Below are 16,104 nucleotides of genomic sequence, written 5' to 3'. Positions count from 1 at the left end.
CATGAACTCGGCAAACATCTTCATGCAATTGCTGGTGATCCTCGGGGTCTCCCACTGTCTGGGCCGCGTCAGTTTCTGGTTGGGTCAGCCCGCAGTCATCGGGTATCTGTTGACCGGCGTGATCGTCGGGCCGATGGTACTGGGCGCGATCGATCCCGGCCTGACCGGCGCGTTGTTCGCCAACGTCACCGGCCTGATGGCGCTGGGCAAGATCGGCCTGATCTTCATCATGTTTGGCCTGGGGCTGGAAACCGGCTCGGGGAGCCATGGTGGATCGCAGGCCAAGGCTGGTGGGGCGTTGCCGATCGCGGTGTTCGGTTTCATCGGCGCGGGACTGGCTGGGGTGCTGCTTGGCTATGCCAGCCACGGCGTGTTCTCCGGCCATGTCGATCGGCTGCCCTACATGCTGTTCTTTGGCGTCGCGATGGCGGCCACCGCTGTCCCGGTGCTGGCCGGCATCCTCGCCGATCCGCGTTTTCTCCACCACCGGCTGGCGCCGCTGGTGATGAACGCAGCGGTGATCACCGACATCCTCGCCTGGTTCGCCCTGTCCCTGGTGCTGGTGCTGCTATCGAGCACGGGCTCGGCGAGCATTCTGTATTCCGGCATCACCCTGATCGTGCTGGTGGCGGTGGCCGAGTTCGTGGTCAGCCGCCGCCTGGTCGCGCCTTCGTCCGCGACCGCCGGCAGTGATCCGTCACGGCCACTGGTCGCGGCGCTGATCGTGCTGTTCACCTTCTGTGTCATCACCGACCTGGCCAACGCCCACGTGACCATCGGCGCCTTCATCGCCGGGATCGCCTTCCGCCGTCACCAGGGCCTTCGCGAGTTCTGGGAAAAGGGACCGCAGGCCTTGGTCAACCTGTTCTTCGCACCCCTGTTCTTTGGCACGGCGGCGATGAACGTGAACATCGAGGCAGGTAGCTGGTCGGGCCTGCTGGCATGGGGCGGTTTGTTCCTGCTGGTCGGCGCGCTGGGCAAGGCCGGGGTTTCGTACCTGGTGGCGCGCTGCACGGGGCTTTGCCGTCCCGACGCATTCGTCGTGGCGACGCTGATGCACACCAAGGGGGTGATGGAAATCATCCTGCTGACGGTCGGGCTGGAGATCGGCGTCATCACGACCGACCTCTACGCGATTCTCATGGTTGTCGCACTCGCGGCGACGGTCATCACCTTGCCGATCGTCCGGCTGATCCGGCCGCGCGAGCCTGCGCCCACCGCCTCAAGCGCACGGGTCGTGGCAACGCGCGAAGGTCGAGAGCGGCCAGTGCTGGAAAACCCTTGAGCAATGACGCAACTGGCAGGGAGGAGCACGACACGCATGGATCTGGGCTTCGAAAGGTAGCGATAGGGATGTTCTCGTTCAATCGATAGGAAGTGAAGCTGATGAGACCTTTGTTGAGTACAGACGTAGAAAAACGATGTGTTGACGAGGCAGGGGGGACCTGGATCCTGAGCGTCGACGATGTCCGGGGCACGGCACGGCTATGTTCGCTGAGCGAGTCGGCACTGGTGCTGGAGACGACCCTGGCAGTACGCGTGGGCCAGGTGCTGACACTGCAGGGCCGCGACGACATCGCTCGGCGCGACCTGGCCTTCGAGGCGCAGGTCGTGCAGGTGGAGGCCATCGGCGCGGTCGCGCGTTTGCATTGCCTGCCTTGCGAAACCTGCAATGGCGGGCAATGGCCGCGCGAGGTGAAGCACCTGTGCCAGCGCCTGAGGGTTGACCAGGCGATCGCCGAGGCTGGCGAACAGCCGGATCACCAACCGCGTTGCCCGGCCAGCGAACTGCACTCCAGCGCATCGGTGTTGCTGGGGCAGGCCAAATCGATCGACGACCGCGAGGCCGCCTATCGCCTGGTCTATGGCGCCTACTTCCGCAAGGGCCTGGCAGCGCCCGCGCAGAATGGGCTGTACACCAACAGCTTCCTGCTCAACCCGCAGACCGTGACCTTCGTCGGCAAGGTGGAGGGGGAGGTGGCGATGACCCTGACCTCGATTCCCGACTCGGTGGCAGCCTTGCCGATGGACGCGGTGTTCGAGGATTGCCTGGCGCCCTTGCGCAAACAAGGTCGCCGTCTGGTCGAGTTCGGCATGCTGGCGGTGAGCACCGAGCACTTCGGGGCGATGAACTACAGCATCCATGACCCCGAGCGCATGTTGTGCGTGTACTCGCTGTTCCGCATCGCCCTGCAACACGCCAAGTTCACCCGCGGCTGTACCGACGTGGTGTTCGCCGTACCGCCCAAGCACCATGCCTTGTACCGCTTCATGGGGGTGAGCGCGATCTCCGAGGTGCGCTACTACAGCAACTACAACACCCCGGCCGTGGCGATTCGCATCGACCTGCTGTCGCTCGAACTGCGCCCGCATGTGCGCCAGTTCCTGTTCGGCAACCCCATGGCGCAGCTCCAGGATATCGGCTTGACCGAGTGGTCTGTCCAGGCCCTGGCTCGGCTGTTCGGCAGCGGTGCGGTGCAAGGTGCGCCGCAGGACGTCGCAGCGCATTTCAACAGTGAAACCCAATAAGACAACAGGGAGAGTGATAGCAATGGACAAAGTGATGAATTCCGGCAGTTTCGCCCACGTGGATTTCCCGACCATCGACCTGACCCACGACCCGAAGATCGACTGGCTGACCCGTAGCCAGTACTGGGCGGATTTCCTCCGCCGCTACTATTTCGTCGGGCGCAAGGAACATGGCCCCTATGGCTCGCAGGCATGCATCGAGCGCACCCGGCGCATCGAGGCGCGCATCCAGGAGCAGTCCCGGGCCTACGGCGACGCTCCGACGCTGCCGGTGCCGGAGGTCGAGCTCAAGGACCTGTCGCCGGAAAACTTCCACAAGATCTACCTGGAACCCAACACCCCGGTGGTGTTCCGCGGCGCTGCCAAGGACTGGGAGTCAGTGCGCAAATGGACCCCGCAATACCTTGCCGAGCACTACGGCGATGTCAAGGTGGCGACCCGCGTGCGGGGCAACGAACTGAACGAGAAGGCGCTGCAGTACATCGACCTGCCGATCGCCGAAGTGGTGGAGAACATCCTTGGCGGAGGTACCTACTACCCGGGCCACACCGAGGACCTGTTCAACAAGCACCCCGAGCTGCGCCAGGAACTCGACCTGCCGACCCTGGGGCGCTACCTGAGCACCCGCGACAAGCGGATCATGTCGACGCAGATGTTCCTGTCTGCCGGCGGGGTGATTTCGGGCTGGCACTGCACCGGGGGACCGAACCTTTTCACCATGATCAGCGGCGTCAAGAAGTGGACCTTCGTGCATCCCAAGCACTCGATGTGGATGCACCCGATTACCCGCAAGGACATGTTCTACGCCGCAACCATGCTCGACTGGCGCAAGAGCCACGACGAGATCGAGGCCGACGGCTATCCGCTGTATCGCTACATTCCCAAGTACACCACCACCCTGGAGGCGGGTGACGTGCTGTTCTCGCCACACTGGTGGTGGCACTGCGTCGAGACCCCGGTGCCTTCGCTGGCCATTGCCTCGCGGGCGATCAACAAGATGATCATGGGCAACAAGATGTTCTCGCTGATGTGGGTGACCTCGCCACGCTTCCGCCAGACCGTGATGACCGTGCTCAAGGAAGGCTGGGGCTCGGACAAGGCGACCGGCGCAAAGCTTGCGTTCGAGTTCGACACCGAGGAATTCGTGCGGCGCGTATCGCTTTAAGCTCCGGTTGAAAAGAGCCCGGCTGTTACACTGGAGTTGCCCCGGAGGCCTGAACCGCCGGGGCATCGACCAAAACACCGGAAGTTATCTAAAGGAGTAGATATGAGCGTTGTTCTGTACAGCTACACCCTGTGTGTCCTGGTGCTGTTCGCCAAGATGTTCGCGATCTCGCTCTACCAGGGCGCATACCGGATTGGCCGCCTGACCTTCAAGAATGCCGAAGATGCCGGGTTCGTCGGCCGCCCCGCCAGTGCCGAGGAATTGCCGCAGGTCTCCCGCGCCTCCCAGGCGTGGATGAACGACCTGGAGAACATTCCATTGTTCTTCGTGCTCGGTGGCATCTACGTGCTGCTCGAGGGACCGGCAGGGCCTGCGGTATGGCTGTTCTCGCTGTTCACCGCTGCACGCATCGTGCACACCGTGACCTACCTGGCGCGCTGGCAGCCATGGCGGACCCTGGCCTATGCCGTGGGTGTCGTCTGCCTGTTTGGTATTGCCGGGTTAATCATCGCTCAGCTGGCCGCCAGGGCCGGCTGATGCACCGACGACAATGAAAGGATCGCCATCGCGCGAGGTACACCCATGGGCATGGATGCAATCATTCGATTTCTGATCAACTGGCGCAGGTTGAATGCGCTGTGGGTATTGATTGCCGTGCTGGCAATCGCGCCCGGTGCGCTGGGACTGCGGTTCGATGCGTCAATCGACTCCTTCCTGCCTGAAGGCAACACCGAGCGCCAGCAGTACGAAGCGTTCAAGCAGCGCTTCGGTGAAGACCGCATGGTGGTGATTGCCCTGCCACCCCAGGCGTTGTTCAGCGACCAGGCGATGGCCAGGCTCGAGGCGGTCACCGAGCGCTTCAAGCAGTTGCCCGACGTGGCCAAGGCGACCAGCATCGCCTCGGTCAACATCATTCATGGCCAGGAGCAGGCGCTGGATATCCTGCCGGTGGCCGAGGCGCTGGCCCAGCCGACGCAGTACGATCGCCAACGGGTGCTCGACAAGCTGCGCGCCAGCCCCTTGTACCAGCGTGACCTGATCTCGCCGGACGGGCAGGTGGCGGCGATCCTCATCGAGGTCCGCTCGGCGGCTGGCGAAGGCAAGTTCGAGCGGATCCTGGCGAGCGTGGCGCCGATCATGCAAGGCAGCGGCTTCACCCTGTACCACGTCGCCGGCGAGCCGGTGGTCGAGCAACAGGTGACCAGCGACATGTGGAAGGATCTCAAGGTCTTCATTCCTCTGACTTCGCTGGTGCTGCTGGTGTTGCTGCTGGCGTTCCTGCGCAACCTGGGCGATGTCTGGGTGGTGATGGCCGTCGTGACCCTGTGCACGGCGCTGCTGCTGGGCAGCATGGGACGCCTGGGGTTGCCGATGAACGCGGTCACGGTCGGCCTGCCGTCGATCATGATGTGCGTCGCCGTGCTGGATTGCCTGCACCTGCTGGATACCCACCGGCAGGGCCTCAACGACGGCCTGCCGGTGCTCGAGGCCGCACGTCGCTCGCTGCGGCAGAACTTCGTGCCGTGTTTCCTCACCTCCTTCACCACGGCCATCGGCTTTCTCACCCTGGCGGTCAGCGAGGTGGCGCCCATCCGCTCGTTCGGCGTGATCGCCGCGCTGGCGGCAATCCTTGCCTATGTGCTGTCCTACCTGGTGATGCCGTTCCTGCTTGAGTGCTCGCCGGCCAGGCGCGTGCGACGGTCCGAGCACAAGCACCATGCCAGGTGGGTGGAGCGCCTCGCGCCGTTGTATCGTTCGCCGCGCACGCTGCCGTTGCTGACGGTCGCGGTGGTGGCCCTGGCGCTGCTGCCGATCGGTCGCCTGCATGTGGAAGCCTCGTTCCTCAACTTCATCGATCGGTCAGCACCGGTGAAGGTGTCCACGGACTTCGTCGAGCGTGAGCTCGGTGGCGTGTCCAACCTTGAGGTCAGCCTGCGGACCCAGGACAAGGGCGGGGTACTCGAACCCGCTGCGTTGCGCGAGATCGCCGCGCTGCAGGATTACCTCGGGCGAATCCCTGGGGTGGACAAGACCTTGTCGGTGGTCGACTTCCTGCGCGATATCCATCGCGAGATGAATGGAGGCGACCCGCGCTTCCAGGTATTGCCCGACAGTCGGGAGGCGGCCGAGCAATACGTCTTCACCTACTCGCTGGCGGGGCCGGACCACGAACTGACGCGTTTCATCGACTACGACAACCAGTCCACCCGAGTGCGCGTGCGCCTGCAGCAAATGCCTCACGCCCAGCTGCAGCAGGTGCTTGACCAGGTGAACGATTACCTCGACCGGCAGCCGAGTGTGTTCGAGCACAGCCTGACATCGTACTCGGTGATGCAGTCGGCGATGGTCAAGTTGCTGCTTGACGGCATGCTGTGGAGCATCCTGTTCGCGGTCGCCTGCATGCTGGTCGCGTTTTACCTGCTCATTCGTTCGTGGAAGATCGCCGCCGTCGCAGTAGTCGTCAACATCATGCCGCTGGTGGCGGTGTTCGGTGTGATGGGGGCCTTGGGCCTGTCGATCAATGTGGGTACCTCGATGATCGGCTGCATCATGTTCGGCCTGGTGGTGGACGCAACCCTGCATTGCTTCTACCACGCGCGGCACGCCCCGGCGCACCTGTCGGCCCAGCAACTGGTGGTGATGATCTTCGAGGACATTGGCGAGGCGCTGTGGACCGGCGCGCTGGTGCTGTGTGCGGGGTTCCTCGTGCTCGGACTGGGCGAATCCTATTTCACCCGCCTGTTCGGGGTGTTCTGCGCCTTGGCGATCTTCGTCTCGCTGTTCTGCAACGCCGTGGGCATACCCTACCTCATCCACCATTTCGCCAGGCGCACCGAACCCAGCGCCGATGTGTCCGGCATTGCGCTTTCCGAACGCTGATTCAGTCAGACGATCTGTTCGAGGAATTAACCGATGATTGACTTGTATACCTATGCTACGCCAAACGGTTGGAAGGTCTCGGTGATGCTGGAAGAGCTCGCCACGCCCTACCGGGCCATTCTGGTGGACCTTGCCGCGCGGGAGCAGGAAAGCGAAGCCTTCAGGGCGTTGAACCCCAACAGCCGCATTCCAGTGATCGTCGATCGTGATTCAGAGGACTTTTGCGTCTTCGAGTCCGGCGCCATCCTGGTCTATCTGGCCCAGAAGCACGGCGCACTTCTGCCCGAGGAGACCAAGGCGCGTTCGACGGTGATGCAGTGGCTGATGTTCCAGATGGGCGGTGTCGGCCCGATGATGGGCCAGGCCAACGTCTTCAACCGTTACTTTCCAGAACGCATTCCAAGTGTGATCGCTCGCTATCAGGCCGAGAGCAAGCGCCTGTTGGCTGTGCTCGACAGGCGTCTGGCCGAGCATGAGTTCCTGGCCGGGGACTACAGCATCGCCGATATCGCCAACTGGTGCTGGGCTCGCGGCCACGAGTGGTCGGGTGTCGATGTGCAGGACCTGCCGAACCTGCGGCGCTGGCTGGCGGTTATCGAGCAGCGCCCCGCAGCGCAACGTGGCGTGAAGGTGCCGTTCGATATCAGTGATGTCTTCGGTGCCGGCCGCACGGCCGAGGCTAGCGAAACCTATGCACAGCAAGGGCAGCGATTGTTCGTGCCCTAGGGTCTGTACGAACGCAGTATGGGCGAGTGCAGATACATTTCGTACGGAGCCTGAGCCTTGCCGGCTGCCTGGTCGCCGACCGGGCCGTCTTAGCCTGCAACACTTGACTGGCCGGCTCGCAGCAATGCGGGCTGGAGGGGCCAGTCATCTAAAAATTAAACAAGAATGGTATGGAAATCAGATGTCCAAACAACCGGTGATGGTGAGTAGATCGGGTCGTCCCAAGGATCAAGCGAAGCGCAAGGCAGTCCTTGAAGCGGCTAAGAGCCTCTTTCTGAGCAAAGGCTACGAGGGGAGCAGCATGGATGCGATCGCCGCCGAGGCGGGGGTCTCGAAGCTGACTGTGTACAACCACTACAGTGACAAGGCGACGTTGTTCTCGGCAGCCATCACAGCCAAGTGCGACGAGCAGCTGCCAGAGCGGCTGTTCGAGTTTTCGCCGCATGCCAGCATCGAGTCGGTTCTGCTCAAGATCGGTGGCAAGTACCTGGACCTGATCTGCAGCAGCGAGGCGGTCGCGCTGCAACGCATCATCGTGGCGATGGCCCGTCAGGAGCCGAAGCTGGCCTGCATGTTCTACGAGGCGGGTGCACAGCACATGCTCAAGGAGATGACCAAGTTGCTGATGCGTGCTTCGCTTGCAGGTCGTCTGCGCGTCGAGGATGCGCAGACGTCGGCGAAACGCTTCTTCTGCCTGCTCAAGGGTGATGACTATTTTCGCGTACTGATCGGCCTGTGTGCACCGCTGCAGGGGGAGCACGCCGAAGCGCACGTGCGTGAGGTCGTGTCGATGTTCATGGCTTTGCATGGCGGCGCGGTGCCGAGTGCCGAAGGCATGGTCGAACGCAGTCTGGGGGGCGGGTACCGATCGCGCATGCTGTTCAGGCCGGTGTTGAGCAGCCTGCCGCAGCAGATAGCCGGCGTCGGCAGGAGCGACGTCGGGGCGAGCCATCTTGGAGAAATCGACAGGAATTAAAAAGCCGGCTTGTGGCCGGCTTCTCGGGGACGGTCTTGGCTCATTTTTGATAAGCCGCAACCGCCTTAAACGGTTGGCAACATGGCCTGAAAAAGATGGCGGACGGCTGTGTGAGGCGTCGCCAGGCCCTCTGGAATGCGGCTTGCACCATCAGGGGGCATGATGTGCGGCGTAGCATACCCGTGTGTGTGGCACATGCCCAGCAAAAAGTGAGGTGCTTCAGCCGGGGCGTGCCGGGCGCAGGCTCGACCACCAGAACACCCAGCCGAGGATTTCCACGTTCTGCACCCGGCGCTGATAGGCCGTATAGCGTTCACTGGGATGGTTGAGGCGGTCATGGCTGTGCAGGCACAGCGTGCCATTGTGGCCAAGGGTGAGGTGTTGCACCCGCAGGCGACCGTTGTGCAGCAGGGCGTAGCATTCGCCTTCGACCACCCGGGTGCAGCCGCGCTCGATGGCCAGCAGGGCGCCCTGGGGCAGCAGCGGGGCCATGTTGTTACCTGGCATGCCGAGGCAGATGGCCTTTTCTGCGTTGACCTGCAGGCACTCCAGGGCTCGCCGGGGTATCGGCTGATAATGCCCTGGTAGCGCCTGCAGGCTGCCATCGCGCACCTGGTGCAGTGGCAGGTGGATCAGGTCCGTGTCCAGGGCCTGCAGCGGCGGCGGCAACGCCAGGGCCGGTGCCGTTGGTGTCGCGGGAGCCAGAGGCGTCGGATGCTTCGGTCCCTCGCCACTGCGCAGCCAGCGCCTGCGTACGCAGAACAGGTCGGCGATTTCATCGAGCCGGGCCTGGGGCACGCCGCGCTTGAACCAGTTGTTGACGTGCTGCGACGAGACCTTGCGCTGGGCGGCAAAGTCGGAAGGGGTCAGGTGGCACTCCAGCAGGAGGGCTTTGAGACGGTCACCGGATGTTTTCATGGTGTCGAGTCTATAGGCCCTCGTACGGTGTGGAAATCAACCCGATGTAGAGGAATTTTGTAGGAAATGTGCTGGTTTGTAGGTATGCGCGTAGGAGCGGGTAGGAAGTTTCGTTTTGCGCGTTATCGCAGGGCAAGCCCGCCACGTGTCCGGTACACGAATACGTGCGGGCCTGTCTCGCGATGACGTCTCAGGCTTTGTTCAGATACATCCGCGTGGTCAGCAGATACACCGGCAATCCCGACACGACGATCAGCAATGCCGCATAAGGTGCCGCCGCCGCAAACTCGACGTTGGCAGTGTGCGCCCATACCTCGGTGGCCAGTGTGGTCATGCCGGTCGGGCTGAGCAGCAGGGTCGCGGTCAACTCCTTCATCGCATCCAGGAATACCAGGGCGAACGCCGCCGCCATCGCCGGGAAGATGATCGGCAGGGTGACCCGGCAGAACGCCGCGAAACTGCTAGCACCCAGGGTGCGCGCGGCTTCTTCCAGCGTCGGCGAGGCCTTGTTCAGCGCGGTGCGCACCGGCGACTGCGCCAAGGGCAGGAACAGCAAGGCATAGGCCAGGATCAGCAGCGCGGTGGTCTGGTACAGCGCCGGCACATAGTGCAGGGCGAAGAACACCAGGGTCAGGGCGATCACCAGCCCGGGCAGGGCGTGCAGCAGGTACGGCAGGCGCTCGGCCCAGATCGCCAGGCGCCCCTTGTAGCGCACCACCAGGAAGCTGATCGGCAGCGCCAGCAGCACGCAGAAACCGGCGCCGCCCAGGGATACCGACAGCGAGGTGGCCAGGGCCTTGCCGATGGCCGCGACCGGGAAGGCCGCCGACGAACCGACGCTGAGCCAGTAGCCGAGCATCGCCAGCGGAATGCCGCTGCCCAACACTGCCAGGGCCAGGCAGAACAATTGCCCCAGTGGCATCCAGCCGCGCAGGCGCAGCGGCTGCGCGCGACGAGCGACACCCTGGCCAATGCGCACATGGCGGGCCTTGCCGCGTACCCGCAGTTCCAGCCACAGCATCGCTAGGCACAGCACCAACAGCACCGCCGAGAGCATGGCCGCGTTGGCGTTGCTGAATTCCAGCTCGAACTGCTGGTAGATCGCCGTGGTGAAGGTCTGCAGGCCGAGGATCGACAGGGCGCCGAACTCCACCAGCATGTGCAGGGCGATCAGCAGCGCGCCGCCCAGCATCGATGGCCACAGCAGCGGCAGGGTGATCTTGTGGAAAACGCCCCAGCGGCCGCAGCCCAGCGTGCGCGCCGATTCCTCCAGCGAGCTGTCGAGGTTGCGCAGGGTGGCGGCCACCGGCAGGAACACCAACGGGTATTTCGACAGCGCCATCACCAGAATGGCCCCACCCAAGCCCTCGAAGTCCGAACTCAGCGACACCCAGGTGAAGCTGCTGACAAACGACGGCACGGCGAACGGCAGGCACAGCACCACGCCCCACAGGCGCCGCCCCGGCAGGTCGCTGCGCTCCAGCAGCCAGGCCAGGGCCACGCCAACCAGCAGACACAGCACGGTGACGCCGACCATCAGCATCAGGGTGTTGCGCAGCAGACCCCAGACAAACGGGCGCCAGAGCAGGCGCAGGGCTTCGTGCCAGCCGGCTTCCCAGGCCTTGAGCCCGACATAAAGCAATGGCAACAGGCTCATCGTCACCAGGAACAACACGGGCAACACCACCCAGACGGAGGGTCGCTTGCGCTTCGGTACGAAGCGCGACAAGGCGGGCGAGGGCAGGGCGGCGGTCATCAGAGCAGGCCAACCTCACGTTCAAGCTCGATCGCTTCCTCGGCATTGCCAAGGTCGGCCGGCGAGATCTTCGGCGGGCGCAGCTCATCGAACGGCTTCAGGCCACGGTCCGAGACCATGCCTTTGTGCAGCGGGTATTCGGCGGTGGTCTGGGTGATCACCCGCTGGCCTTCTTCACTGGCCATCCAGTTGAGCAGGGCCTGGGCTTCCTTGGGGTGCTTGCTGGCCTTGACCACTGCGGCGCCGGAAATGGTCACCAGGTTGCCAGCATCGCCATCGGCCAGGTAGTAAAGCTTGGAGTCCAGCTTGCCGCGCTCGCGCTCGAGGGCATACCAGTAGTAGTTGTTCACCAGTACCGCGGCCACTTCGCCTTTTTCCACGGCCTTGAGGGCCACCATGTTGTTGGTGTAGGTCTTGCCGAAGGCTTTCAGGCCGGTCAGCCATTCTTCGGTGGCTTCGCGGCCATGCATCTTCAGGATGGCCACGGCCTGTTCCTGGAAGGCGCCGCTGGTGGGGACGTAGCCGACACGCCCTTCCCATTCGGGATTGGCGAAGTCCATGACCGTGGTCGGCAGGTCTTTCTCGTCGATCTTCTTCGGGTTGAACACCACGATACGGGTGCGCGCGGTGATGCCCATCCAGGTGCCGTTGGCGCCCACATATTCCTTGGGCATCATGTTCGCGGTGACGTCGTCGATCTTCGCCAGCAGGCCCAGTTCGCCCAGGTTGTTCAGGGGCGGGGATTCCTCGGTGTAGATGATGTCGGCCGGCGAGCGTGCGCCTTCCTCGATGATCTGGCTGGCCAGCTGGTTGCTGCTGCCCTTGCGGATATTGATGTGGATGCCGGTCTTGGCCTCGTAGGCCTTGGCGATGGCGTCACCGATTTCCTTGTGCTGGCCGTTGTACATCGTCAGCGTGACCGGTTCGTCTGCCAGGGCGGCCGGAGCGCCGATCACCAGGCTCAGAACTGCGGCGGCCAGGGTGCGCATCAGCGGTTGCGGGCGGATCGTCATGCGGGTATTTCCTCGCTTACGGCTACATATTTGGAAACAATGGTAAACGAAATTGTTTCTCAAATGGGCGCATGACGGGAAATTCATGGGATCTGTGTAGGAGCGGCCTTGTGCCGCGAAAGGGTCGCGCAGCGGCCCTAGGTTTCAGCGTTCACGTCAAGATCGCCGGGGTCGCTGTGCGACCCTTTCGCGGCACAAGGCCGCTCTTACAGGGGGCGCGTCGGGTGGCTGCAAAAATCGCAGGCAAGAAAAAACCCACTAGCAAGCTAGTGGGTTTTTGTATGGTGCCCAGGAGAAGACTCGAACTTCCACGACCGTTAAGTCACTGATACCTGAAACCAGCGCGTCTACCAATTCCGCCACCTGGGCAAAGCTTTGCATCATCTGATGAAGGCGACTATCGTTCGCTTTCACACAGTAGTAACAGATCCTTGGTCATCTGTTACTTGAAAAATTTTGGTGCCCAGGAGAAGACTCGAACTTCCACGACCGTTAAGTCACTGATACCTGAAACCAGCGCGTCTACCAATTCCGCCACCTGGGCACACATTCGAGATTACAAGATGCTTTACAGCGTCGTTCATCTCTACTACAACTTCGGGGTTGTCCGTCGTTGTGGTGCGCACTATACGGACGCTCCTGATGCCTGTAAACCCCTCGAACGAAAAAAAATTCAAAAAATTCAACTTGTTGATTCCGCAGGCCTATTGCTGCACGACGGACGCACTGCCGGGGCTGTCCAAGGCTGACATTTCCGGTTTCAATACGCCTATGCCAGAATTCATATCTATATACCCCAAGGTGAACCCCTTCTGATGGCCGATTGGCAATCCCTCGATCCCGAGGCCGCTCGCGAAGCGGAAAAATACGACAACCCCATCCCCAGCCGTGAGCTGATCCTGCAGCGCCTGGCCGACCGTGGCGAACCGGCTGCCCGTGAACAGCTGGCTGAAGAGTTCGGTCTTTACGAAGAAGACCAGATCGAAGCCCTGCGTCGCCGCCTGCGTGCCATGGAGCGCGATGGCCAGCTTATCTATACCCGGCGCGGCACTTATGCCCCGGTAGACAAGCTCGACCTGATCTGCGGCCGTGTTTCCGGCCACCGTGACGGCTTCGGTTTCCTGATCCCCGACGACGGCAGCGAGGACCTGTTCCTCAGCCCGGCACAGATGCGCCTGGTGTTCGACGGCGACCGCGGCCTGGCCCGGGTGTCCGGTGTCGACCGCCGTGGCCGCCGCGAAGGCGTGCTGGTCGAAGTCATCTCCCGCGCCCATGAAAGCGTGGTCGGCCGCTACTTCGAAGAGGGCGGCATCGGCTACGTGACCCCGGACAACCCGAAGATCCAGCAGGAAGTGCTGGTCACCGCCGGGCGTAACGGCGGCGCCAAGATCGGCCAGTTCGTGTCGATCAAGATCACCCACTGGCCAACCCCGCGCTTCCAGCCCCAGGGCGACGTGATCGAAGTGATCGGCAACTACATGGCGCCGGGCATGGAGATCGACATCGCCCTGCGCAGCTATGACATTCCGCATGTCTGGCCGCAGGACGTGATCAAGGAAGCGCGCAAGTTCCGCTCCGAAGTCGAGGAGAAGGACAAGGAGAAGCGCATCGACCTGCGCCATCTGCCGTTCGTCACCATCGACGGCGAGGATGCCCGCGACTTCGACGACGCCGTCTATTGCGAACCCCTGGGCAAGCTGCGCCTGTTCTCCGGCGGCTGGCGCCTGTATGTGGCGATCGCCGACGTGTCCAGCTACGTGCGCCTGGGCTCGGCCCTGGACGTCGAAGCCCAGCAGCGTGGCAACTCGGTGTACTTCCCCGAGCGCGTGATCCCCATGCTGCCCGAGGAACTGTCCAACGGCCTGTGCTCGCTGAACCCGCACGTCGATCGCCTGGCCATGGTCTGCGAAATGACCATGAACAAGGCCGGCCAGATGGTCGACTACCAGTTCTACGAAGGGGTGATCCACTCCCACGCCCGCCTGACCTACAACAAGGTCAGCAGCATGCTCGAGCATGCCCGTACCCGTGAAGGCAAGGCGCTGCGTGAGGAATACAAGGAAGTCCTGCCGGACCTGAAGAACCTGTACAACCTGTACAAGGTGCTGGTCGACGCCCGTCACACCCGTGGCGCGATCGATTTCGAAACCCAGGAAACCCGCATCATCTTCGGCGAAGACCGCAAGATCGACGAAATTCGTCCGACCGTGCGCAACGACGCCCACAAGCTGATCGAGGAGTGCATGCTGGCGGCCAACGTCGCCACCGCCGAATTCCTGCAGAAGCACAACGTGCCTTCGCTGTACCGCGTGCACGACGGTCCGCCACCAGAGCGCCTGGAAAAACTGCGCGCCTTCCTCGGTGAACTGGGCCTGAGCCTGCACAAGGGCAAGGACCCGTCGCCGAAGGACTACCAGGCACTATTGGCGAGCATCGCCGGGCGCCCGGACTTCCACCTGATCCAGACCGTCATGCTGCGCTCGCTGAGCCAGGCGGTGTACAGCGTCGAGAACAACGGCCACTTCGGCCTGAACTACGAGGCCTACACCCACTTCACCTCGCCGATCCGCCGCTACCCGGACCTGCTGGTGCACCGTGCCATCCGCAGCGTGATCCGCTCCAAGGTCGATACCCCGCACGTCAAGCGGGCCGGCGCCATGAGCATCCCCAAGGCGCGCATCTATCCGTACGACGAGAACAGCCTCGAGCAGATGGGCGAGCAGTGCTCGATGACCGAGCGCCGCGCCGACGAGGCCACCCGCGATGTGGTCAACTGGCTCAAGTGCGAGTACATGCGTGATCGCGTGGGCGAGACCTTCCCGGGCGTGATCACCGCGGTGACCGGTTTCGGCCTGTTCATCGAGTTGACCGACATCTATGTCGAAGGCCTGGTGCATGTCAGCGCCCTGCCGGGCGACTACTACCACTTCGACCCGGTGCACCACCGCCTGTCGGGCGAGCGCAGCGGTCGCAGCTTCCGCCTGGGCGATACGGTGGAAGTCAAGGTCATGCGCGTCGACCTCGAACAGCGCAAGATCGACTTCGAGATGTCCGAGAAGACCGTTACCGCACCGGTTGGCCGCAAGCCGCGCAGTGCCGCAGCGCAGCCTGAAACCGAAAAGGCTCCCGCCGCCGAAGCGAAGATTTCGCCCAAGCCGCGTAGCCGCAAGAGCGAAAGCGCCGACGCCTACTTCCCGAAGGACGCCGTGCAGCGCAACGCCGAGGTGCGCAAGAGTCGCGAGATGAAGAAGGCGCTGATGGGCGAGGCGCGCGCCAGCGGCCATGCCGGCAGCAAGTCGGAGAAGGGTGGCAAGTCTTCCGGCAAGCCGACCAAGCATCGCAAGGGGCCACCCAAGTCCGGCGCGCCACGTAAAGGCAAGAACAAGTCATGAGTCAGCTGGAAAAGATCTACGGTGTACATGCGGTGCAGGCACTGCTGCAGCACCACCCCAAGCGCGTCAAGCAGATCTGGCTGTCCGAAGGGCGCAGCGAACCGCGCATCCAGGCCTTGCTGGCCCTGGCCGCGGAAAACCGCGTCCAGGTCGGCCAGGCCGAGCGCCGTGAGCTCGACACCTGGGTCGAGGGCGTGCACCAGGGCGTGGTCGCCGAGGTGAGTCCGAGCCAGGTGTGGGGCGAGTTGATGCTCGAGGAGTTGCTCGAGCGCACCGAAACGCCGCCGCTGATCCTGGTGCTCGATGGTGTCACCGATCCGCACAATCTCGGTGCCTGCCTGCGCACCGCCGATGCTGCCGGCGCCACCGCCGTGGTGATCCCCAAGGACAAGTCCGCGAGCCTGACCGCCGTGGTGCGCAAGGTGGCCTGCGGCGCCGCGGAAGTGATTCCGCTGGTGGCCGTGACCAACCTGTCCCGCACCCTGGAAAAACTCCAGCAGCGTGGCCTGTGGGTGGTCGGCACTGCCGGCGAGGCCGAGCAGGAGATCTACCAGCAGGACCTGACCGGCCCACTGGTGATGATCATGGGCGCCGAAGGCAAGGGCATGCGCCGCCTGACCCGCGAGCACTGCGATTTCCTGGTCAAGCTGCCGATGGCGGGCAGCGTCAGCAGCCTCAACGTCTCGGTGGCGACCGGGGTGTGCCTGTTCGAGGCCGTGCGTCAGCGCCAGGCCAAACGCTGAGCGATA

General features: G+C 63.2%; 11 protein-coding genes, 2 tRNA genes and 1 pseudogene. 9 read left to right on the top strand and 5 right to left on the bottom strand.

Annotated features, from left to right (window positions below; all coding sequences use genetic code 11):
- Position 1: 1 nt before the first annotated feature.
- The 7 genes and pseudogenes from AC0MAZ_RS00650 to AC0MAZ_RS00620 all read left to right on the top strand — a co-directional run.
- Positions 2-1,285: a cation:proton antiporter gene (locus tag AC0MAZ_RS00650; protein WP_232856635.1), complete on the top strand. Its 1,284-nt coding sequence runs from the start codon at positions 2-4 to the stop codon at positions 1,283-1,285.
- Positions 1,286-1,398: 113 nt separating this feature from the next.
- Positions 1,399-2,529 carry an N-acyl amino acid synthase FeeM domain-containing protein gene (locus AC0MAZ_RS00645; protein ID WP_475859803.1) on the top strand — a complete coding sequence of 377 codons (1,131 nt, stop codon included), beginning with the start codon at positions 1,399-1,401 and terminating at the stop codon, positions 2,527-2,529.
- Between the two features lie 22 nt (positions 2,530-2,551).
- Complete coding sequence (locus AC0MAZ_RS00640) at positions 2,552-3,694, top strand: cupin-like domain-containing protein (protein ID WP_203650143.1); 1,143 nt, start codon at positions 2,552-2,554, stop codon at positions 3,692-3,694.
- A 102-nt stretch (positions 3,695-3,796) separates the two neighbouring features.
- Positions 3,797-4,231: an MAPEG family protein gene (locus AC0MAZ_RS00635; protein WP_028690310.1), complete on the top strand. Its 435-nt coding sequence runs from the start codon at positions 3,797-3,799 to the stop codon at positions 4,229-4,231.
- A gap of 51 nt (positions 4,232-4,282) precedes the next feature.
- Positions 4,283-6,574, top strand: coding sequence for an efflux RND transporter permease subunit (locus AC0MAZ_RS00630; RefSeq protein WP_475859801.1), 2,292 nt, complete (start codon positions 4,283-4,285; stop codon positions 6,572-6,574).
- A 33-nt stretch (positions 6,575-6,607) separates the two neighbouring features.
- Complete coding sequence (locus tag AC0MAZ_RS00625; RefSeq protein ID WP_203650154.1) at positions 6,608-7,300, top strand: glutathione S-transferase family protein; 693 nt, start codon at positions 6,608-6,610, stop codon at positions 7,298-7,300.
- A 181-nt stretch (positions 7,301-7,481) separates the two neighbouring features.
- A pseudogene (locus AC0MAZ_RS00620) lies at positions 7,482-8,099 on the top strand (TetR/AcrR family transcriptional regulator); the annotation flags it as partial.
- A 396-nt stretch (positions 8,100-8,495) separates the two neighbouring features.
- On the opposite strand, the gene AC0MAZ_RS00615 reads toward AC0MAZ_RS00620, so the two are convergent.
- From AC0MAZ_RS00615 to AC0MAZ_RS00595, 5 genes are all read right to left on the bottom strand, one after another.
- Positions 8,496-9,194 (bottom strand): LexA family transcriptional regulator, encoded by a 699-nt coding sequence (locus tag AC0MAZ_RS00615; protein WP_203650156.1) that lies wholly within the window; start codon positions 9,192-9,194, stop codon positions 8,496-8,498.
- 190 nt (positions 9,195-9,384) lie between these two features.
- A complete protein-coding gene (locus AC0MAZ_RS00610) occupies positions 9,385-10,950 on the bottom strand; it encodes an ABC transporter permease (protein ID WP_475859799.1) in 1,566 nt (521 codons plus the stop codon).
- Positions 10,950-11,963, bottom strand: a complete 1,014-nt coding sequence (locus AC0MAZ_RS00605; protein WP_203650167.1) for an extracellular solute-binding protein — start codon at positions 11,961-11,963, stop codon at positions 10,950-10,952. Before AC0MAZ_RS00605 ends, AC0MAZ_RS00610 begins: the two co-directional genes overlap by 1 nt.
- Positions 11,964-12,245: 282 nt before the next feature.
- A tRNA-Leu gene (locus AC0MAZ_RS00600) sits at positions 12,246-12,332 on the bottom strand.
- A gap of 88 nt (positions 12,333-12,420) precedes the next feature.
- Positions 12,421-12,507, bottom strand: a tRNA-Leu gene (locus tag AC0MAZ_RS00595).
- A 271-nt stretch (positions 12,508-12,778) separates the two neighbouring features.
- On the opposite strand from AC0MAZ_RS00595, the gene rnr reads away from it, so the two are divergent.
- Together rnr and rlmB are read left to right on the top strand one after the other, a co-directional pair.
- Positions 12,779-15,355 (top strand): ribonuclease R, encoded by a 2,577-nt coding sequence (rnr, locus tag AC0MAZ_RS00590; RefSeq protein WP_203650175.1) that lies wholly within the window; start codon positions 12,779-12,781, stop codon positions 15,353-15,355.
- Positions 15,352-16,098 (top strand): 23S rRNA (guanosine(2251)-2'-O)-methyltransferase RlmB, encoded by a 747-nt coding sequence (rlmB, locus tag AC0MAZ_RS00585; RefSeq protein WP_254465173.1) that lies wholly within the window; start codon positions 15,352-15,354, stop codon positions 16,096-16,098. Before rnr ends, rlmB begins: the two co-directional genes overlap by 4 nt.
- Positions 16,099-16,104: the final 6 nt, after the last annotated feature.

The sequence above is a fragment of the Pseudomonas sp. A genome (assembly GCF_056270345.1).
This window is presented reverse-complemented; position numbering and strand designations above follow the sequence as displayed.